The sequence below is a fragment of the Chryseobacterium sp. FR054 genome (assembly GCF_056844565.1).
In genome coordinates this window covers 608,938-629,573 of the sequence record NZ_JBXDSA010000003.1, presented here as the reverse complement: position 1 = coordinate 629,573, position 20,636 = coordinate 608,938, and the positions used below count along the sequence as shown (strand labels likewise).

The window sequence follows — 20,636 nt, the reverse complement described above, 5'->3', positions numbered from 1 at the left end:
TATTCCCCTTTTTAGTTTTTTCCGGTTATTTCACTTCAATAAAGTTGTCCTCCGGGTTGACATCGGCCATTCTCTGACTGAAATCGACAGCCAGTGCTGCTAACTGTGATTTTGTATACGGAATAGTAAATGTATATTCTTTCTGTGTCCACGGCCAGTAAGGCTGAATTTTCAGATCACCGTAGATATCTTTTCCTTTCCATGTGTGGGTAAGGTTTACAGGAATCTGATAGTTGACAATTTTTTTATCGGCAGTCACAATACTGAAGTCTACCGGCATAGGAACCTGCCCGTTATTAACCAGTGTAATGGTTGTAGACTTTGCATCATACTTCACCTCCTTAATGCCGTAATCAATCGTTTTTGTTGTATTGATCCAGTAATGATGGAACCATTTAAGATCCATTCCTGAAACTTTCTGCGCAATATGGAGAAAATCCCTGTCTGACGGATGTTTCAGGTGCCATTGGTCGTAATACTGTTTCAGTGTTTCTGCCAGGTTCTCTTCTCCCATGATATACCCCAGCTGTACCAGGTACAACTCTCCTTTTACATAAGAGGCATAGGTATAGGAAGTCCCGTTATCATGATGGTCGCCCAGCCATACTGCCGGTTCTTCAATCCCTTTTTTAAGGAACTTTCTGTAAGCATCTATGGTTTTATAAAAAGGATTGGGAAGGTCTTCAGGAAATAGCTGGTGCATCACAAATCCTTCTGCATAACTGGTAAACCCTTCATCCATCCACGGGCGCATCGGTTCATTGGTGGCCAGCATCTGCTGATACCAGGAATGGGCACCTTCGTGGGCCATCAGCCCCATTAAGTCTTTAATGCTTTTAGCTTCTCCCAGAATCATGGTACACATTCCGTATTCCATTCCACCGTCTCCACCCTGAATAAAGGCGTAGGCAGGATAAACGTATTTTCCGAAATGCGTATTCATCATCTGGAAATATTTTGTAAGATAAGGCTGTGCTTCGGCCCATACTTTTGTTTTGTCATTTTTCTGGTATACCAGGTACACTTTCGGACCTTCAGGAACATCAAAACTTTCTACCGAGTAATCCCTGTCTGCACTCCATGCAAAATCCAGTATATTTTTTGCCGTCCACTTCCAGACTGCTTTTTTGTTTTTATCGGCTTTAATTTTAGCATCCGCTGTATAACCTTTCACTTCAGAAGGATTTTCAAGAATTCCTCCGGCTCCTACCACATAATCTCTGTTGATCTTTATCGTTACCTCAAAGTCGGCAAACGGAGCATGAAACTCTCTTCCGATATAATCAAAGGTTGCCCATCCGTCATAATCATATTCCGCAATCTTCGGGTACCATTGGGTCATGGTCATATCCACCCCTTCTTTATTATTTCTACCGCTTCTTCTGATCTGTTGCGGAATGACAGCATCCCAATCCATAGTGAAAGTCGTTGTGGAATTAGGCTTAATAGGTTCTGCCAGGTATACTTTCATTACCGTTTCCTGGATCTCAAACTTCAGATTTTTTCCATTCTGTTTAATCCAGTGAATATTCTGAGCACCTTCTTCCTCTTTAGGAATAGAAGCCAGTCTTGAAATACCGTCTTTCTGAAGCCTGGAATCTCCGTTTTTCCCCTGGCCTGCCACCCGCTGATCCATCATGGAATTGGGTTTAAAAGCATTCCAGTACAGGTGGAAATACACCTCCTTCAGTTCATCCGGTGAGTTATTGGTATATTCTAAAGTCTGGGTTCCCTGGTAGGTAAATTTTTCAGCATTAACATCAATATCCATCTTGTACTTCGCTGCCTGCTGATAGTAGGCACCCTGCTGGGCCTGAAATTGTGAAATGATAAACGCAAAAAGGATTGCAACCGATTTTTTCATTTAAAATTTATTTTTTCTAAAGGTAGGTAAATTAAATAAAACCCTCAAACAAGGGGCTATCTGAGGTTTTATTCTGTTCATTATGGTTTTAGATTGATTTTTATCTGGTTGGTTAAATGTTTTCTGTTATATTTTTTTGCATCGGTATTAATTAGACCTCATGTTCATTCCCAAAATTTTCCAGTTCTTTTTTTACTTCATCCAGAAGCTGTTTTTCAGTGGGCAGATACAGTTCATACTGGCTTGCAATAATTTGTTTCCGGTCTTCCGGCAGTGTGAATTTTACAACCGCATCATTTTTACTGGCACAGAGTAAAATACCGATGGTCTGATTTTCATGGGGAAGTTTCTCCACACGGTCATAATAATTAACATACATCTGCAGCTGCCCTATATCCTGATGCGTCAGTCTGGCTGTTTTAATCTCTATAATGATAAAACATTGCAGCAGCCTGTTATAAAAAACCAGATCCGCAAAAAACTCATCCCCTTCAATATGTATTCTTTTCTGTCTGGCTACAAATGAGAAACCATTACCCAGTTCCAGCAGGAAATCCTGTAAGTGGGTAATAATTGAACGCTCCAGATCTTTTTCATAATAAGAGGAATCTGCTTTTAGCCCAAGGAACTCCAATACCATAGGATCTTTAATAATTTCTCTGGCATCAGAAGGCAGTTTTTCATTTTTAGCGACAGCCAGAACAGCTTCCCTGTCATTACTCAGCAAAAGTCTTTCATATAAATTACTGTAAATCTGGCGTTCAAGCTGTCTGGAAGTCCAGTTATTTTTGACAGTTTCTGCAATATAGAATTCTCTTTTATCTTCATTGTCAATCCTTATCAATAATTTGTATTGTGTCCAGCTCAATTGCGAACGCAGTGCATTCGCAATTGGAAAAACACGGTAAAACTGTCTAAAAAGCTCAATCTGTCGTCTGGAAAAGCCACTACCATACTCAGGCTCTAAAGTTGTTGCAATAAGTTGGGTAAGATATTTACCATAATCAGCCCTATCTTTCCCCTCCTGTTCCTCTTCAAAAATTCTCCTGCCAATATGCCAGTACATCAGAGTACGCTGATGATCCACAGCCCGAATCACATTATCTTTCGACTTTGTGATAATGGATTTTATATCTGATATAAGAGACTGATTGATAAGCATTTTTAATATTTTCTGTACAATGAAGATACAAAATAAAAGGACAGGTATTCAGCTTTAAATACCGGAAAGCAATTTTCTGATCAAAGTAATCTGTCCCAAATGATAATAAGCATGCTCAATCATCCCGTCTATATTTCTTCGGTAGGTTCCGTATTTTTCATCCACGAAAACCTCATCTATTTTATCATCGGGTATCTGCTCAACCAATACGGCAAATTTTTCTGAATCTGTCCACAGTTTATTTAAAAGTTCTTCCCACTGCTCCTGAGATTCAATAGGCGGGAGATCAAAACTGAACTGGTCTTTTATTTCGAGTTCACCCCCTTCCAGCACATTCTTAACTCCTGCAATATAATAATGAATATGAAAGGTGAGCATAGCTATCGTATTTAAAGTGCCTACTCTTGTGACCGCCTGTTCCCAGCTAACATCAGAAAGCTGGTTTTTATAATTGGTATTCGCAATCCAGAGACCGTCCAGCAGGACTTCTCTGAATCTTTTAGCTAATTGTGAAGCTGAGCTCATGATTTTGATATTTTGATTTACCTAAAGATAAGTAATTAAAGAGTTGTTTTTAACTCTATGATTGGACAGGTTATGCAGATTTTTCTGAATTTTTCTACCGGATCTTTATATATTACCCCTTTAAATATTTAGATCTAAAAACAAAAAACCTCAAATGCAAAAACATCTGAGGTTGATTTTTATAATTTTAATTACAATTATTTTTTAGCCGAAATTTCTTTCTTTCCGCTTTGTAGAATTTTTTCAAGGATTCTCAAAGTAATCAGATACGTTGGTTTTACTCCTGTAAGACCTAAACCTCCTGAAGAAAGCGTACTTCCTGTTTCCAAAGGATTATCCGATGCATAATAAGCATACATTACAAACAGATCCGGTGAAATATGGTGTCTGATCTTAGAAGCTACCTGAATAGCTTTCTGATAATGCGCTCCTTCCATTTCAAGACCAATTGCTTTCCATGAAGTATTCATAAAATAGGAAAGAATATCCCTGTTCTGAAGTGATGTTCCTAAAACAGTGATCATCGGGCCTTCAAAGGCTTTCAGTTCATCATCTTTAAAATCATCAAGCTTCAGGGCATTTTCAAAAGGATAGTTATCTGCCGTTCCTTCAAAAATATGAGAGGTAGGAATCATAATATCCCCTTTTCCGCCGGCAAGAATTCCGGCTTTCCCCATAATGGACACAGACTTTACTTTCATCATGTATACTTCTCCCTTATGTTCGTAAGGTCTCAGCAGTTCATCCATTACTTCATAGGCCTGCTCACCGAAGGCGTAATCAAAAACCATCACCACGTCATCCCCTCCGAACTTCAGATCTCCGAACGGAGTGTTTTTAAGGTCGGTCTTGCTCAGATCGATAATCTGAACATCAATATTACTTCCGCTCTTATCATTAATGTAGATCATCCCTTCATCCAAAGCATATTTGGAAACCTTGTCGCGAAGTTCTTTTTTATCGGAAATATCTCCGTACAGTTTATAATCTACCTCTTTGGTCTGTTTTTTCTTCAGTGCATCATTGGCATACAGCATATTCTTTACAGAGTGCATATTGGCAGAAATAATGTGCAGCGGACGCATATGAAGATCGTTATCAAACAGGACTTCTTTTACTTTATTTGCCCATTTTTCCCCGAAATAGTGGTGTCCTACCCTTTCCTTTAATATAGCGCTGAAATGAATTTCTCTTTCTCTGGTCTGTTTGGCATCTTCAAGACTTACTTTTCCTAAGTTGTAGATGATCTTGAACAGACGGTCAGGGTTCTGATCATCCCCGAAAGTATTATAAGCGCTTAATGTTTCGGCAAAAGTTCTTCCTATTAAAGATGAAAGGTGGATTAATGCTACTTCTTTTTCCTTTCTGCTGAATTTCTTTTCGCCTTTCACCACTTCTTCAATGATCTTGAAGGCACGCGTAGGTTTCCAGTTTTCATCCTGGATGAAAGCCAGATTACGGATTTTATCAGCTTCTATAAATAAGAAGGTAAGGTGGGTAAGAATGTCATAAATTTCGGAACGGCCCAAAAGAACCTCAATATTCATCTGGTGTTCGTCTATTCTATAACAGTTTCTTCTTCTCTTTTTAGGAACAATAGGTTCGAAACTTCCTTTATCAAACCCTTCATCTGACGTAAGATGAATAAAAGCACATTCCTCGATCCCTTCCGGAAGCCTGTCTAAAACATACATCAAACCGTCAAGTTCCAGCTTATTGGGAATATTCATGGAACCGTAAATCTCCGGATTGATTGTTTTCAGCAAGCTTCTGATGCTCTCTCCCGAAACACCTCCCGGCTTGAAAAACCCTCTATAAAATAAATGTCTCATAGAGATGTATAATCTTTCAATAGCCTCTGTTGTTTCTCTTGCTCTAGAATTTGTCATAAAATAAATTTCACACAAATATACAAAATCTCCGCTCAACTTATTTTAACTATCTTTTAATAAGTTGTTTAAACCTGCATCAGGAAAGAGGTGTTTCAAATATGGGGACTTCTTCTTATATTTATATTCCGGCAGGTCTTCTGCTGTAAACTAATCAGCCGAATGAAAAACATACTCAAAAAAATTCCTCTTTTCTGGAAGATATGGCTTAGTCATATTTTTATATATTACCCTGTAAGAGCAGTGTTCTTTTTATTTGAATTTGATGAAGAACCCCATTTCTTTCATATAATAAAAGTAATGCTGTTTGCCTTCTTCCCCGGAATCTATGGAATGTTTGAACGATTTCCGCTCATCATTGTCGCTCAGATGCTGGTTATGTTTTTCATAACGGAAAGTATTTTCTCCAAAAAGGGCTGGGCTTACCTTCTGACTATCATCGTAACGAATACCTTACTTTATACTTTCCATGTTTACGATACGGAATGCTTAAAAGACACTCTCTGGTCATTTCTTATTTTTCTGCCCATATTCCTGTTAATTTTCAGAAAAGATTTTAAAAATCAGCATTAGCTCCACTTTTCCCGGTATATAGCGACAATAAAACACCTACACCCTATAAAAAAACACCCAAACAACGCTAAATTTTCATAAAAAACAAGACAACCCCTTATTTTTTTAGGGTAAAAATATTTTCGAATCATTTTTTTTGTAAATTTGCCCTGTAAAAATAACCTTATTATGTCAACTTTAAGATTCAAAGCGTTAGAAACCCTTCCATTTAAGGACTTCAGAAGAGATAACTCTGTTGAGGTTCCCGTGAAACTGTCAGAACTGTTCTGTCAGAATGTTTTCTCAGAAGAAACCATGAGAGAATATCTTACAAAGGAAGCATTCCAGTCTATTATGGATGCTGTAAAGAAAGGAACCAAGATCCAGAGACATATTGCAGACCAGGTAGCCGTGGCAATGAAAGACTGGGCGATGAGCAAAGGAGTGACCCACTATACGCACTGGTTTCAGCCTTTGACGGGAACTACTGCGGAAAAGCACGATTCTTTTTTTACCCCGATTGAAGGAGGCAGAGCAATTGAAAGATTCAGCGGAAACCTACTGATCCAGCAGGAACCTGATGCTTCTTCTTTCCCGAACGGAGGAATCAGAAATACGTTTGAAGCAAGAGGTTATACCGCATGGGATCCTACTTCCCCTGCATTCATCATGGGAACTACCCTTTGTATCCCATCGATCTTTATTTCTTACACAGGGGAAACCTTAGATTATAAAGCACCGCTTTTAAGAGCTCTGAATGCTGTTGACGAAGCTGCAACCAATGTAATGCAGTATTTTGATAAAAACGTAACGAAGGTAACTCCTACTTTAGGATGGGAGCAGGAATATTTCTTAGTTGACTCTGCATTATACCAGTCACGTCCTGACCTTGTGATCACAGGGAAAACATTATTAGGACATTCTCCTGCAAAAGGACAGCAGCTTGATGACCACTATTTCGGTTCTATTCCTACCAGGGTAATGAACTTTATGAAAGAGCTGGAAATAGAATGTATGAAACTGGGAATTCCGGTAACCACAAGACATAATGAGGTAGCACCCAACCAGTTTGAACTGGCTCCGATGTTTGAAGAAGTAAACGTTGCGGTAGACCACAACTCTTTACTGATGGACATCATGGCAAGAGTAGCCCACAAACACCACTTCCATATCCTGTTCCACGAAAAGCCATTCGCGGGAGTAAACGGAAGCGGAAAGCACAACAACTGGTCTTTAGCAACAGATACCGGAGAAAACCTGTTAAGCCCGGGAAAAAATCCTAAGAAAAACTTACAGTTCCTTACCTTCTTCGTGAATACCATCAAGGCTGTATATGAATACGCTGACCTTTTGAGAGCAAGCATCGCATCGGCAAGCAACGACCACAGACTTGGAGCCAATGAGGCACCTCCTGCAATCATTTCCGTATTTATCGGAAGCCAGCTGTTCAGTGTACTGGAAGAACTTGAAAAAGTAACCAACGGAAAATTAAGCCCTGAGGAAAAAACAGAATTAAAATTAAACGTTGTAGGAAAGATCCCTGAGATCCTTCTGGACAATACGGACAGAAACAGAACTTCTCCTTTTGCCTTTACAGGAAATAAATTCGAGATCAGAGCGGTAGGTTCTTCTGCCAACTGTGCCGAATCTATGACGGTAATGAATACCATTGCTGCCAAACAGCTGAACGATTTCAAAAAAGAAGTGGATGCTCTTATTGAAACAGGTCTTAAGAAAGACGAAGCAATCTTCAATATATTGAGAGAATACATCAAACAGTGTAAAAACATCATGTTTGAAGGAGACGGATATTCTGACGACTGGGCTAAAGAAGCTAAAAAGAGAGGTCTGAACAATTTAAAAACCACTCCTGAAGCACTTAAACAGGAAATGAACAAAAAGTTCCTTGACCTTTATGAAGAAGTAGGCGTATTCACTCACAGAGAAGTGGAGGCCAGAAACGAGATCAAATTAGAAAAATACTCTACGGTCATTGATATTGAAGCAAGAGTATTAAGCGATATCGCAAGAAACCACATCATTCCTTCCGCTTTGAATTACCAGAACAGGTTAATTGAGAACGTTAAAGGATTGAAAGAAATCTTCGGAGACAAAGAATTCAAATCATTGGCAAAAGAGCAGATGAGCTTAATTACCAGCATCTCTGAAAATGTTGCCAAAATTAAACTGGGCGTTGAAGCGCTTATTAAAGCCAGAGAGGCAGCGAAAGCTGTATCAGACAGTCAGAAGCAGGCAGAAGATTACTGCAACAAAGTAAAACCGTTATTCGATGCCATCAGGGAAGCTTCTGATGATCTTGAAATGATGGTGGATGATGAACTTTGGCCAATGACTAAATATAGAGAAATGTTATTTACAAAATAACATCTGTAAAGTTCCATATTAGTTTTAAATCCTCGGTTTTCCGGGGATTTTTTTTGTTTTGTTAACAGCCTGAAAAATTGAAGTTTAAACTCACAAACCCCGATTCATAGAAGAAAATCGACAGTGTTTGTTAAAGAATCTTAATAAAAAAAACCGCGGACTCACCAAAAACAGGCGGTTGCGGTTTGTTTTTCTTTAACATACCTAAATAATATGTTAAATAGTGTTAAAATAAGATCCTGACAATTATCATATCAGGGGTCTTTTGGCCGGAATCTCTACTTTTGTAATGCTTTTGAAAATAAATATTCCTTTTTAACACGGATAATCAAATATATATGAAGAAAAGAGTTTTGTTTTATTTAGTTGCTTTAGTTTCTACAGTTTCATTACAGTCTTGCGCTACAAATTATGTAGTTTCACAACCGGCAACTTACACTAAAGAATACAAAACAGATGCCAAACTAGCTTCTATCGACAACAAGAAAATGGAGCAGGATAAGCAGAGACTTATTGATTCTTTCCTTGCTGAAAAAGCTGCATCTATCGCCAACGCGAAAAAGGCCATTAAAAATTCTGAGATTGCTAAGGCAGTCAAATACAATAAAACTATCGACAATATCCTTACAGAAGCTGAAACCTACCTGGGAACTCCTTACCGATACGGAGGAATGACCAGAAAAGGGATTGACTGTTCAGCTTTCGTTCTTTCTGTATTCGGAGCTGCGGCAGGATTAAGCTTACCAAGAGTAGCGGCTTCCCAGGCTCAGGAAGGGGAAAGAATTGAGAAGGAGAATCTTCAGAAAGGAGATCTTATTTTCTTCTCTCACGGAAGAAGAATCTCTCACGTAGGTATTGTAGAAAGTGTAACTGAAGAAGGCGAGGTAAAGTTTATTCACGCTGCCACTTCAAAAGGAGTGATGGTCTCGTCACTGAACGATTCTTATTGGGGACCTAAATACAGATTTGCCAAAAGAGTCATTAACGAGAACGGAGATGCATACAACAATTTAGCATCCACCACTCAAGCAGCCGCTGCAAGTTTTTAATTTTAAATAATTGATTTAAATAATGAAGCCGTCAGAAATCCTGACGGTTTTTTTATTGTAATGAATATAATACCCTATTTGAAGCTAAATTTCTATTGAAGCCGGATGAACGGGCATGAGTTAAATACAAATTGAAAATATATTTCCCGCAAGGCAAGACAAAGAATTAACTATAAGAGCGTATCAATTAAGGCAACAAGGGCGTAAACTCAGCAAAGCAATACAAAGTCTTTGCATTTCAGAAATAAGAGAAGCGGTTTGTCTACCTTAAAAATACGCTGTTATTATACCTTAGTTTGCCTTAGCGATTAATTAAAAAAATCCTTTAAGCGCCTTTATCAATCTCAATATCCAGCTTATACAGCAGACCATATACTTCAGATAATGAAAATTTAGCCTTTTTAAGCCTGTTTACGGCAGGATCTATGGAATAATTGAATGAGGACCGAAAATCTGCTTTTTCAAGGTTAGAATGATCGAAAATCGCACCTGAAAGATCACACCCGCTCAATACTGAACCTGAAAGGTCACAATCCGTGAAATCTACCTCGGTTAATTTTGAATTTTTAAAGAGTGTTTTCTTCACGGAAGTCCCATAGAACACAGAATTGTTCAGCATACAGTCTTCAAACCTGAATGAAAGACCGAATCCGTTACATTCACTGAACTGAAGTCCCAGCATTTTACATTCCTTAAAATGAACAGAACGGAAAGCTGTATTAACAAGTTTGGCCATACTCAGATTACATCCTGTGAATTCACAATCGGTAAAGGTAAAACCGGAAATATCCGCATATTCAAAATTACAGTTCCTGAAGGTGCAGTTTTCATATTCCCCTTTTTCCAATGGAGACCGGACAAAGTCTGTGTTATCAAAATTCTGATCACAAGTGTATATATCTTTCATAAATGTACAGGAGTTATGCTGAGAAAATATTCTTCCTCAAAAGTAATAATGATTTCAGTAATTTCTATTGAATAAAAGCAGATTTCTAAACAAGGCTGTTCTTGTCCGAATAATTCAGCTTAAAGAAAATAAACGTCATCATAGAGAATGCCAGCAAAGAACTTCCTCCGTAGCTGAAATAAGGAAGCGGAATACCCACCGTAGGGAAAAGCCCCATCACCATTCCTAAATTGATCGAGAAGTGCATCAGCAGGATCGAAGCAAAACAATATCCGAATACACGGTTAAAAGTAGCTTTCTGTTTCTCTGCCAGATAGTAGATCCTGCCTATATAAACCATATAGCAAAGGATAAGGGCCGCACTTCCTAAAAACCCCCATTCTTCACCCACAGTACAGAAAATATAATCGGTTTCCTGCTCAGGAACGAATTTTCCCTGAGTAACTGATCCTTCACGGAATCCCTTACCCAACATTCCTCCGGAACCGATGGCCGTTTTTGAATACAATAAGTTATACCCGGAAGTATCCCGGAATTCTTTTTCACCTTTATACAAAACCTCCACACGTTCCTGCTGGTGTTTGGGTAGCTTCTCAAAAATAACAGGTGAAACAAATGACAGCACCGCCAATAAAAGAACGATCCCCACGCCCGGTAAAAGAGTATATACATTTTTACGAAGCATGGCTGCATTAAATGCAAACCACAGCCCGCCCACTATAATAATAAACACTGAAAAGTACCATAAGCTCCACTGCAAAGGATCATTAAGATAATTGGCTATAAGAAATACCCCGCCAAAAAGCCCACCAATCAGAAAAAGCTTCCCGGACAGACCTTCTCTATACAGTGCAATAAAAAATGCCGTAAATACAAGCAATGATCCTACATCGGGAATGGATAATACAGCAACAGCAGGAATACCAATTATTGCTAAAGCTGTGAATAATGATTTTGTATTCTTAAGGTCAAAATCCGGCCCTGAAACATAGTTTGCCAGCATAAGGGCCGTTCCTATTTTTGCAAATTCCACAGGCTGCATGGTGAAACTTCCGAATTTATACCAGTTTTTTTGTCCTAAAATTTCAGTTCCAAAGACATGAAGACCCGCAAGCATTAAAACCCCGCCAATATAAATGATTCCTGACATATTCTCGAAGAACTTACTTCTTCCTACAAATATGACAAGTCCTACAAACAGAGAGATACAAAAGAATATCAGCTGTTTTTCTCCCAGCTTCTGATCCACACTGTAAATATTGGCAATGGCAAAAATGCAGAGCAGGAAATACAGTCCGAGACCTAATTTATCTATTCCTTCTGCCCATTTCATTGTTTTACAGGTTTTTTATTGTTTTTAGTTTCTTCGTTTATCTTTTTCTGAAGTTTTGCTTTCTCTTGCTTCACCCGATCCAGACTATCTTTTATTCTCTTTTGCCTGATGGAATCAGGTTTGGGGTCAACATACAGACCTTTACGCTTTAAATCTGCAATCCATTGCCTTTTATACTCCGGCATGAAACTCGAGGTGATCATTTTTTTATAAAGATTTTCTCTTTTCAAATCACCTGTAATATATTTTTCAGCAATAACTGTACAGGCAGGGCCAGCCCATGTAGCTCCGAATCCGGCATGCTCCATTACTGCCACCACAACAATTTTAGGTTTATCAGCCGGGGCAATCAGAACAAAGATAGAATTATCCTTTCCCTGCGGAACCTGTGCCGTACCTGTTTTGGCTAATTGTGTAAAGTCGTTGGATTTCAGCCCTCTTGCAGTTCCTCTTAAAACTACGGCTTCCATTCCTTTCAGAACCGGCTCGAAATGCTTTTCATCAACCAGTGTTTTATGTTTAACTTTAAATCTTGGATCAGGATTTGGTTTTCCGTCAATTGCCTTTACAATATGAGGGGTATAATACCATCCTTTGTTCGCAATAGCTGCTACATAATTGGCCAGCTGAATAGGGGTTACCAGAACATCTCCCTGCCCCATCCCGTTATAGATAGCACCGGTTGACATTTCATCCCAGTTTTTAAAATCAGTTCTCTGGGAACCACTTGCTTTCATAATGGCTTTAAACCTTTTCTCATAAAAGTCTCCTGAAGGTATTCTTCCTTTAGCGCCCACAGCAAAATCATTATTCAAGAATTCTCCAACTCCAAAGCTGCTCATGATCTTTTTCCATTCATCAACACCTTTTGAAGGATTTCCCGGATACTTTTTGATGATTGCAATAAACGCATAGGTGAAGAAACAGTTACTGGAAACCTGAATGGAAGGAATCAACGGATCTGCTCCGCCATGACCTTTAATTCTTTTACCTTTATAGAAAAATCCGCCACCACAGGGGAAAATCGTCTTTTCATCCATTACTCCCATCTGCATTGCCGCCAGGGCAGTCAACAGTTTGAAAGTTGATCCCGGCGGATACCCGGCCTGTAAAGAACGGTCAAAAGTAGGTTTGTTTTCGTAAAGCGTATCTTTTGACAGGGCATACAGATTTTTTGATTTATTAGGTCCCGTGAAAAGGTTCGGATCAATATCCGGTCCGGTTGCCGCAACCAATACTTCCCCATTATTAGGGTCTAAAGCTACAATTGCCCCATGCTTGTTGACCAGCATTTCTTCAGCCATCCTCTGAAGATCATAATCAATGGTCAGGGTAATATCTTTACCTGTAATTACATCTTTATCCAAAGATCCGTTTTTATAAGAACCGATATTGCGGAGTCTTATATCTTTTTGGATGTACTTCACTCCTTTTACTCCACGAAGTTCTTTTTCGTAAGATTTTTCAACTCCTGTTTTTCCGATAAAATCTCCCGGCAAATAGTATACAGAATCTTTTTTTATTTCGCGTTCATTTACCTCACTGGTATACCCCAGAAGGTTTCCGGAAGTAGAAACTTCATACTGACGCTGAGGTCTTGAAACAATGCTGAATGCCGGATATTTGAAAATAATTTCCTGTACTCTGGCAATATCTTCCCGGCTCAGGTTTTTGATAAACGTCATCGGAGTGAGCTTGGAATAATATTTTTCTTTTTTGATAAGATTGATCCGGCTGATAAAATCTGCTTTTGAAATCTGCATAAGACTACAAAAGCCCAGAGTATCAAAATCAGGCTTCATCAGGGCCTGGGTAAACGAAATTTCATAAGCAGGCTGATTTCCCACCAGGATCTTTCCGTTCCTGTCAAAAATAACCCCTCTCTGCGGGATTACATATTCTGTTTTAATGGAAGTATTGGCTGCATTCAGGGCATAACGGTCTGTAAATAACTGTAAATAGGCAAGCCTCGCTATAAAAATAAGAGCGATGACAACGAGAATGGAAAAGATTTTTAAATAACGTGTGTTCAAACTTTTTGTTTGATTTTAAATATTAATGCATAAATAACGATAAATATAAAGGAAATTATACTTGTTATCACAACATTAAGTAATATTTCAAAAAACCTGCTTAATTTAAAAAATTCAATATACTGCACCACAAGCTGATGCAGGAAGATACTGGAAAACAGAAACAGCAAAAACTGCGCCCACTGGAGGGACTGAAAAGAAAAAAAGTCTGTGGAAGTATCTGTGGAAGTTCTGAATATCAGGGTTCTGAAATAAGCGATAAGCGTTGTAGCAAACGCATTGATCCCTCCGGAATGAAGAAAGATATCTACCGAAAGGCCGATCAGAAAGCTTAGCGCCAAAAACTGGAATTTATTTCTGAAGAAAGGATAAAACATGACAAACACCGGGTATATGACCGGTGTATACTTTCCGAAAATCGTGATCTTGTACAATACAAAAACTTGCAATGCAACCAGGAAAATCATGATCAATATATCGGTAAATAAAGTCCTGCTAATCATTTTCTTTTTTTATTACAGCCTGGAGAGTATCCTGAATTTTCTGAACCTCTGCTTTTTTAAGGTTCTTCACAATATATACTTTGCTTAAAGCGCCCATTTTCTCGCTCAGCTCGACAGAAATATCCCAGAAACCGGTTTTATTATCCACGGAATAGCCTGCAATGGTTCCGATCATCACCCCTTTCGGGAAAATAGCCGATTTACCGTCTGTCAGTACGGTATCTCCTACTTTTAAAGCGACATATTTCGGAATATCCGCAAGATGCATTACTCTTGAGTTGTCTCCGTTCCAGGTTAAAGTTCCAAAATATCCGGAGTTTTTCAGAGAAGCATTAATTCTGATCCTGTTAACACTCAGTACTGACTGTACAAGCGCATAACTGTCTGTGGAATTGATAACTATTCCGGCAATTCCTCTCGGCGCCATAACCCCCATCTGCGGAAAAACACCGTCTCTCCGGCCGCGGTTGATTGTAAAATAATTATTCCGCCTGTTGATACTGTTGGAAACAATTTCACCATCTACAAAAGTATAGATCTGCCCGCCACCTAAAGTATCGTGAACCTTTCTGAAAACAGGATTTTTCGCTCCTTCTTTACCGTAGAGTTCAGTCATCAGGGCTTTGTTCTGGGCTACCAGATCTTCGTTGATCTGTTTCAGCTTCAGATAGGAAACCCCTTCGTCTATATAGCCGGAAACCCAGGAATTCAGCGCAGCCGACTGGCCCGCGATCCAGGATCTCTGCATGGCGTTTTTAGAGAATATCAGAATGAGAGCAATAATTTGCAGGAATATGAAGAAGACAAAAAGAGCATTCTTCGAAAATAATCTCAGCAAAAATCCCATTCAGATATAAAGTCGTAAAAAGTTAGAATTATTTAATTAAGAAATTGAATTTATCCATATTCTTAAGGGCAATACCGGTTCCGCGTACCACAGCTCTCAACGGATCTTCTGCAACAAATACAGGAAGACCGGTCTTTTTGTGCAGTCTGTCCGCAAGACCTCTCAGTAATGCGCCCCCACCGGCAAGATAAATACCTGTTTTGTAAATATCAGCTGCCAGTTCCGGTGGTGTAAGAGAAAGTGTCTCCATTACGGCATCTTCAATTCTGATGATGGATTTATCCAGTGCACGTGCAATTTCTTTGTAGCCCACCATGATCTCTTTCGGCTTACCTGTGATAAGATCTCTACCCTGTACCGGAATATCTTCAATATCCACATCAAGATCTTCAACGGCAGAACCAACTTCAATTTTGATTCTTTCCGCAGTTCTTTCCCCGATGTAAAGATTGTGATGAGTTCTTAAATAGTAAGCAATATCATTGGTAAATACATCTCCTGCAATTTTTACAGATTTATCACATACGATACCACCTAAAGCTACCACAGCAATTTCCGTAGTACCTCCGCCTATATCGATGATCATATTTCCTTCAGGCTTCTGAACATCAATTCCTACTCCTATCGCAGCAGCCATTGGCTCATAAATCAGCCTTACTTCTTTTGCATTCACTTTTTGTGCAGAGTCTCTTACGGCTCTTTTCTCAACTTCGGTAATGCCCGAAGGAATACAGATCACAATTCTCAGTGCCGGCTGAATGAATTTACCTTTAATTCCGGGAATTTTTTTGATAAACTCCTTGATCATATGCTCCGAAGCATGGAAATCTGCAATAACGCCGTCTTTCAGCGGACGGATAGTCTTTATATCTTCGTGAGTTTTACCCTGCATATGTTTAGCCTGCTCCCCGACAGCAATCGGTCTACCCGTAGAACGTTCAATTGCAACAATTGACGGCTGATCTATAACAATTTTGTTATTATGGATGATAAGGGTATTGGCAGTTCCCAGGTCTATCGCAATTTCTTGCGTAAACATATCGAATAAACTCATATTTTTCTTCTGATTTTAAGTTTACAAAGATATAAATTTAACACTACTAAAGAAATTTAACAAGCACATAATTTGGTTAAAATTTTATTAAAATTTATAATCATTTATTAACTTTTGCACTAATCATTTACAGGGTCTGATTTAAACCAAATTTCACGGAAAGACACGGAAGGGGTAAAATCACAGAAAAACCGGCCGAAAACAGATCCGTTTATTTATGAATACAAGTTAAAACAACTTTTCAGTTGTCTTCTTCATTTCAATTTAATAAAAAGCATCAATAATCGTCTGCTGCCAGATAGTTTTTTACGATAATTATCATATACATTATCAGAGGACGGTTAATTAAAAAAAGCGTAAATTTGCGACTGCTTATGTTACAGTATTCCAACATCCATCAAACATCGAATTTTGCAGTGCTTTCCATCAGCTACGAGAAGGCTGATGTAGAAACGAGGGGCAAGTTCGCATTCTTTGATGAGAACATTAAAAACTTCGTCACCAGAATTCACACTGAGGATCTTGGGGATGCTTTTGTGGTATCCACCTGTAACAGGACCGAAATTTACACCACTTCTCCCAATTATCTTCTGGTAGCAGAGGAATACTGCAAAACGATCGGAGTACATCTCACAGATTTCCTTCAGTTTGCCAATATTCTTACCAAAGAAGAAGCTCTGATTCATCTTTTCAGAGTAGCAGCAGGACTGGAAAGCCAGATCATCGGTGATTTTGAGATCATCGGGCAGATCAAAAAAGCATACAGCCGCTTTAAGAAAGAAAGACAGAACTCCAATCCGTATCTGGAGCGGGCAATCAATGCAGCCATCCAGATTTCGAAAAGGATCAAGAATGAAACGGGAATTTCCAACGGGGCCGCTTCTGTATCCTATGCTGCTGTACACTATATCCTGAACAGCCAGAAAAGAATTACAGAGAAAAACATCCTTCTTTTAGGGGTAGGTGAAATCGGGCAGAATACAGTTGAAAATCTGGTAAAACACGTTTATCAGCCGAAAATTAAAATAGCGAACCGGACCCAGGAGAAAGCTGAAAAAATTTCCCAGAAATATAACATTCCTCACGTTGACTATTCTGATTTTGACAAGGAATTAAGAAATACAGACATTCTGATCGTAGCAACAGGTGCCAAGCACCCTATTGTGAACAAGTCCCATTTTCCGAATGGCAAGGAAACTTTAGTGATCGATCTTTCTATTCCGCATAATGTAGAAAAAGATGTGACGGAGAATGAAAATGTAACGCTGATTGATGTGGATGAACTCTCCAAGCAGATCCAGGAAACCATTCAGCAGCGGGAAAAAGAGATTCCCAAAGCGGAGAAGATCATCAAAGAACTGATGAAAGACTTCATCGAATGGGAGAAAAAAAGGAAGCTGGCCCCGAATATCCATCATTTCAAAGCAGTTTTAAAGAACATGGAACGCAACGAAATGCATAATTTTTACAGAAAAAATAAATACATAAACATCACGGACATGGAGCTTTCTGACAAGATGATCCAGAAAATTACCAACCGTTTTGCAAAATATATTATAGACAACCCTTTAAAAGCCGAAGAAATTAGTAAATTAATGCACGAAATATTAGTTGAACAACCAAACAACGAATTCAATGAAAAGCATTAGAATCGGAACAAGGAATTCCGCACTTGCACTTTGGCAGGCCAGGGAGGTTGCGAGGCACCTTCAGAATAATAACTATTTAACGGAAATCACTCCTATCGTATCTTCCGGCGATAAGAACCTGAACCAGCCGCTGTATTCTCTGGGAATCACCGGAGTTTTTACGAGAGACCTCGATGTTGCCTTATTAAATGACGAGATCGATATTGCCGTACACTCTCTGAAAGATGTTCCCACACAGCTTCCTCAGAATATTGAACTGATCGCTTATCTGGAAAGAGACTATCCTCAGGATGTTCTTATCCGTAAGGAATCGGCACGAAATAAAGAATTCCACGAACTTAAGCTGGCTACCAGCAGCCTCAGAAGAAGAGCATTCTGGCTGAGAAATTATCCTAATGCCGAGTTCTCAGATATCCGTGGCAATATCCAGACCCGCCTTCAGAAACTTGAAGACGGTGATTTTGACGCTACCATTCTGTCTTTGGCCGGAATCAAAAGAATGAAGATGGACATTGATTATGAAATGCTTCCATTAATGATTTCCGCACCATCGCAGGGCGTAATCACAGTTGCCGGACATTCCGATAAAAAAGAGATCAATGAAATTCTGGCTCAGATCAATCATAAACCTACCCAGATCTGTGTAGAAATGGAACGTAATTTCCTGAGCACACTGGAAGGAGGATGTACCGCCCCAATCGGAGCTTATGCTGAAATCATCGAAAACCAGATCCGCTTTAAAGCCGCGCTCTGCTCACTGGACGGAAAGAACTGCATCGCTACTGATGAGAATTTCGAGTACAATGATTCCGAAAATTTCGGAGAAAAGTTTGCCAAAATAGTACTTGAAAACGGCGGAAAAGAACTGATGGCTGAAATTAAGAATTCTTATTAGACGAACTTCAGACAGATTCATATTTTTACACCCGGTGAAGAGCAATGAAAAAATCCTTTTTTTTATTCCTGTTTTTATTTTGTGTATTTACAGCAAATGCGCAGAATACTTTTGCGCTTCAACTTTCCAATTCTGCTTTAAGCCTTATAGATAACACCATAAAATATGATCCAACCTATTTTGTGATTGAATATCCCAACGGAGATATTCCTTCCGACAAAGGAGTCTGCACGGATGTCATTATAAGAGCGTATAGAAAACTGAACATAGACCTGCAGAAGGAAGTACACGAAGATATGGCGAAAAATTTTTCAAAATATCCGAAAACCTGGGGATTGAAAAAGACGGACACTAATATCGATCACAGAAGGGTTCCCAATCTTGCTGTCTTTTTTTCGAGATTCGGAAAGGTAAAATCTACGGAAACCAATCCGGCATTGTATATTCCCGGAGATATTGTAACCTGGGTTCTTCCCGGAAATCTTACCCATATCGGAATTGTTGTCAATAAAAAATCTGCTGACGGAAAGAGATTTCTGATTGTACACAATATCGGAGGCGGACAGGTGATGGAAGACTGTCTTTTTAAATATACCGTTACAGGACATTATCAATACCAGAAATAAACTGCATTATGAAAAACCTCATCTGTGCTTTACTGGTATTGGTGACATGCTGTACAAAAGCCCAAACCAGTGAATTCAAAATCATCAGCAAACCGATAGATTATTCCCGGGAGAGAATACGTTTAAGCCTGGAATATCTTAAAGATCATTATAATATTACTCAAAGCACTCCTATAATTTCACCCAAAATCATCGTACTGCATTATACGGCTGGCGGAACCGTTGAAACCAATTACAGGTACTTCAATAAAACCCACCTGGAGTCTGCCAGGGGTACTTTGAAAAAACAGAGCACTTTAAATGTTTCATCGCAGTTTATTGTTGACAGGGACGGTACCATTTACCAGCTTATGGAACCGGATATGTTTGCGAGACATACGATAGGAATCAATTACTGCGCCATCGGAGTTGAAAATATAGGAAGCAGAACGCAGCCGCTCACAGAAAAGCAGGCTCTGGCCAATGCCCAGCTGATAAGGTATTTAACAAAAAAATACAGGATAGAGTACCTGATAGGCCATTCGGAGTATGGGGCATTCAGAGGTTCCGGACTTTGGAAAGAAACGGATCCGGGGTATTTTACCATCAAGGATGATCCGGGAAAAGATTTTATGAAAAAAGTGAGATTATTAGTCACTGATCTGCATTTAAAAGATAAACCTTAATTTAACAATGAAAATTCTGTTTACCAAAATCATAGATGAAACACTGTTATCCAAAGAACTAGGATCGGATATTTCGGCTGAATGTATTGAGGTGATCAGAACCGAATCTATAAGAACTGCTCCTTTTGATTTAAAAAACTACTCTCTGATCTTCACAAGTGTGAACGGAGTGAAATCATTCTTTAAAAATCAATTTAAGCCTAACGAAGATTTTACCGCAAAAAATTACAATAAAATTTATTGCGTAGGTGAAAAGACCAAACGTGAGCTTAGAAAACATGGTTTCGGCACCTTTAAAGTACTGAAAAATGCGGAGGCATTATCCGGCTTTATTATCGGGAAATGCCAGCACGAAAAGTTTCTTCACTTCTGTGGCAATCTCGCCATCAATGTTCTGGACAAAGATCTTCCTTTACAGAATATCAGGTATAAAAAGATCACCGTTTATAATACGGAAGAGTTATATCCTTCAGTTTCTGAAAAATATCATGCCGCAGTTTTTTTTAGTCCGAGCGGAGTTCGTAGTTTTGCAAAATTGAATTCTCTGGACGGCATGAAAATTTTTTCAATAGGCGAAACCACTTCCGGAGAGCTCAGAAAATATACAAAAGAGGAGATATTTACTTCGGAAGGCAACACGCTTACCTCCATTTTAGAACTGATAAAAAAGGAACTTTAAAAGGTTTACCCAATAGCTT

Annotated in this window: 18 protein-coding genes; 8 read left to right on the top strand and 10 right to left on the bottom strand. The window is 39.0% G+C overall.

The window, feature by feature from the left end:
• Window positions 1-25: 25 nt before the first annotated feature.
• The 4 genes from AC106S_RS15765 to AC106S_RS15750 all read right to left on the bottom strand — a co-directional run bounded on the left by AC106S_RS15765 (window position 26) and on the right by AC106S_RS15750 (window position 5,440).
• Window positions 26-1,864 (bottom strand): M1 family metallopeptidase, encoded by a 1,839-nt coding sequence (locus AC106S_RS15765; protein WP_482440454.1) that lies wholly within the window; start codon window positions 1,862-1,864, stop codon window positions 26-28.
• Window positions 1,865-2,015: 151 nt separating this feature from the next.
• A complete protein-coding gene (locus AC106S_RS15760) occupies window positions 2,016-3,026 on the bottom strand; it encodes a PDDEXK nuclease domain-containing protein (RefSeq protein WP_482440453.1) in 1,011 nt (336 codons plus the stop codon).
• Window positions 3,027-3,080: 54 nt separating this feature from the next.
• Entirely contained in the window at window positions 3,081-3,551 is a 471-nt protein-coding gene (locus AC106S_RS15755) for a DUF1572 domain-containing protein (protein WP_482440451.1), read from the bottom strand.
• A 197-nt stretch (window positions 3,552-3,748) separates the two neighbouring features.
• Window positions 3,749-5,440: a DUF6909 family protein gene (locus AC106S_RS15750; protein ID WP_482440450.1), complete on the bottom strand. Its 1,692-nt coding sequence runs from the start codon at window positions 5,438-5,440 to the stop codon at window positions 3,749-3,751.
• 162 nt (window positions 5,441-5,602) lie between these two features.
• Here AC106S_RS15750 and AC106S_RS15745 point away from each other — a divergent pair, with 162 nt between their 5' ends.
• From AC106S_RS15745 to AC106S_RS15735, 3 genes are all read left to right on the top strand, one after another.
• Window positions 5,603-6,013, top strand: coding sequence for a hypothetical protein (locus tag AC106S_RS15745; protein ID WP_482440448.1), 411 nt, complete (start codon window positions 5,603-5,605; stop codon window positions 6,011-6,013).
• Window positions 6,014-6,181: 168 nt separating this feature from the next.
• Window positions 6,182-8,377 carry a glutamine synthetase III family protein gene (locus AC106S_RS15740; protein WP_482440446.1) on the top strand — a complete coding sequence of 732 codons (2,196 nt, stop codon included), beginning with the start codon at window positions 6,182-6,184 and terminating at the stop codon, window positions 8,375-8,377.
• A gap of 338 nt (window positions 8,378-8,715) precedes the next feature.
• Window positions 8,716-9,426, top strand: coding sequence for a C40 family peptidase (locus AC106S_RS15735; protein ID WP_482440445.1), 711 nt, complete (start codon window positions 8,716-8,718; stop codon window positions 9,424-9,426).
• A 325-nt stretch (window positions 9,427-9,751) separates the two neighbouring features.
• On the opposite strand, the gene AC106S_RS15730 is transcribed toward AC106S_RS15735, so the two are convergent.
• The 6 genes from AC106S_RS15730 to AC106S_RS15705 form a co-directional block, all read right to left on the bottom strand.
• Entirely contained in the window at window positions 9,752-10,333 is a 582-nt protein-coding gene (locus AC106S_RS15730) for a pentapeptide repeat-containing protein (protein ID WP_482440443.1), read from the bottom strand.
• An 85-nt stretch (window positions 10,334-10,418) separates the two neighbouring features.
• Entirely contained in the window at window positions 10,419-11,666 is a 1,248-nt protein-coding gene (gene rodA, locus AC106S_RS15725; protein WP_482440442.1) for a rod shape-determining protein RodA, read from the bottom strand.
• The gene (locus tag AC106S_RS15720; protein WP_482440440.1) at window positions 11,663-13,699 is read right to left on the bottom strand and encodes a peptidoglycan D,D-transpeptidase FtsI family protein; all 2,037 of its coding nucleotides are present in this window, start codon (window positions 13,697-13,699) and stop codon (window positions 11,663-11,665) included. The genes rodA and AC106S_RS15720 overlap by 4 nt, the downstream gene beginning before the upstream one ends.
• Entirely contained in the window at window positions 13,696-14,202 is a 507-nt protein-coding gene (locus tag AC106S_RS15715; RefSeq protein WP_482440439.1) for a rod shape-determining protein MreD, read from the bottom strand. Before AC106S_RS15715 ends, AC106S_RS15720 begins: the two co-directional genes overlap by 4 nt.
• Window positions 14,195-15,049 (bottom strand): rod shape-determining protein MreC, encoded by an 855-nt coding sequence (gene mreC, locus AC106S_RS15710; protein ID WP_482440438.1) that lies wholly within the window; start codon window positions 15,047-15,049, stop codon window positions 14,195-14,197. The genes AC106S_RS15715 and mreC overlap by 8 nt, the downstream gene beginning before the upstream one ends.
• A 28-nt stretch (window positions 15,050-15,077) precedes the next feature.
• The gene (locus AC106S_RS15705; protein WP_027381028.1) at window positions 15,078-16,103 is read right to left on the bottom strand and encodes a rod shape-determining protein; all 1,026 of its coding nucleotides are present in this window, start codon (window positions 16,101-16,103) and stop codon (window positions 15,078-15,080) included.
• Window positions 16,104-16,477: 374 nt separating this feature from the next.
• Here AC106S_RS15705 and hemA point away from each other — a divergent pair, with 374 nt between their 5' ends.
• Genes hemA through AC106S_RS15680 form a run of 5 tightly spaced genes read left to right on the top strand, consistent with a single transcriptional unit; the run spans window position 16,478 to window position 20,617 of the window.
• Window positions 16,478-17,752: a glutamyl-tRNA reductase gene (gene hemA, locus AC106S_RS15700; RefSeq protein ID WP_482440436.1), complete on the top strand. Its 1,275-nt coding sequence runs from the start codon at window positions 16,478-16,480 to the stop codon at window positions 17,750-17,752.
• A complete protein-coding gene (hemC, locus tag AC106S_RS15695; protein WP_482440434.1) occupies window positions 17,739-18,647 on the top strand; it encodes a hydroxymethylbilane synthase in 909 nt (302 codons plus the stop codon). The genes hemA and hemC overlap by 14 nt, the downstream gene beginning before the upstream one ends.
• A 44-nt stretch (window positions 18,648-18,691) precedes the next feature.
• A complete protein-coding gene (locus AC106S_RS15690) occupies window positions 18,692-19,273 on the top strand; it encodes a DUF1287 domain-containing protein (protein ID WP_482440433.1) in 582 nt (193 codons plus the stop codon).
• Between the two features lie 8 nt (window positions 19,274-19,281).
• Window positions 19,282-19,938: a peptidoglycan recognition protein family protein gene (locus AC106S_RS15685; protein WP_482440431.1), complete on the top strand. Its 657-nt coding sequence runs from the start codon at window positions 19,282-19,284 to the stop codon at window positions 19,936-19,938.
• Window positions 19,939-19,945: 7 nt separating this feature from the next.
• Window positions 19,946-20,617, top strand: coding sequence for a uroporphyrinogen-III synthase (locus AC106S_RS15680; RefSeq protein WP_482440430.1), 672 nt, complete (start codon window positions 19,946-19,948; stop codon window positions 20,615-20,617).
• Window positions 20,618-20,636 lie beyond the last annotated feature (19 nt).

Coding starts and splice junctions, on each gene's coding strand:
- AC106S_RS15765 (WP_482440454.1), bottom strand. CDS start 1,864: ATGAAAAAATCGGTTGCAATCCTTTTTGCGTTTATCATTTCACAATTT.
- AC106S_RS15760 (WP_482440453.1), bottom strand. CDS start 3,026: ATGCTTATCAATCAGTCTCTTATATCAGATATAAAATCCATTATCACA.
- AC106S_RS15755 (WP_482440451.1), bottom strand. CDS start 3,551: ATGAGCTCAGCTTCACAATTAGCTAAAAGATTCAGAGAAGTCCTGCTG.
- AC106S_RS15750 (WP_482440450.1), bottom strand. CDS start 5,440: ATGACAAATTCTAGAGCAAGAGAAACAACAGAGGCTATTGAAAGATTA.
- AC106S_RS15745 (WP_482440448.1), top strand. CDS start 5,603: ATGAAAAACATACTCAAAAAAATTCCTCTTTTCTGGAAGATATGGCTT.
- AC106S_RS15740 (WP_482440446.1), top strand. CDS start 6,182: ATGTCAACTTTAAGATTCAAAGCGTTAGAAACCCTTCCATTTAAGGAC.
- AC106S_RS15735 (WP_482440445.1), top strand. CDS start 8,716: ATGAAGAAAAGAGTTTTGTTTTATTTAGTTGCTTTAGTTTCTACAGTT.
- AC106S_RS15730 (WP_482440443.1), bottom strand. CDS start 10,333: ATGAAAGATATATACACTTGTGATCAGAATTTTGATAACACAGACTTT.
- rodA (WP_482440442.1), bottom strand. CDS start 11,666: ATGAAATGGGCAGAAGGAATAGATAAATTAGGTCTCGGACTGTATTTC.
- AC106S_RS15715 (WP_482440439.1), bottom strand. CDS start 14,202: ATGATTAGCAGGACTTTATTTACCGATATATTGATCATGATTTTCCTG.
- mreC (WP_482440438.1), bottom strand. CDS start 15,049: ATGGGATTTTTGCTGAGATTATTTTCGAAGAATGCTCTTTTTGTCTTC.
- AC106S_RS15705 (WP_027381028.1), bottom strand. CDS start 16,103: ATGAGTTTATTCGATATGTTTACGCAAGAAATTGCGATAGACCTGGGA.
- hemA (WP_482440436.1), top strand. CDS start 16,478: ATGTTACAGTATTCCAACATCCATCAAACATCGAATTTTGCAGTGCTT.
- hemC (WP_482440434.1), top strand. CDS start 17,739: ATGAAAAGCATTAGAATCGGAACAAGGAATTCCGCACTTGCACTTTGG.
- AC106S_RS15690 (WP_482440433.1), top strand. CDS start 18,692: ATGAAAAAATCCTTTTTTTTATTCCTGTTTTTATTTTGTGTATTTACA.
- AC106S_RS15685 (WP_482440431.1), top strand. CDS start 19,282: ATGAAAAACCTCATCTGTGCTTTACTGGTATTGGTGACATGCTGTACA.
- AC106S_RS15680 (WP_482440430.1), top strand. CDS start 19,946: ATGAAAATTCTGTTTACCAAAATCATAGATGAAACACTGTTATCCAAA.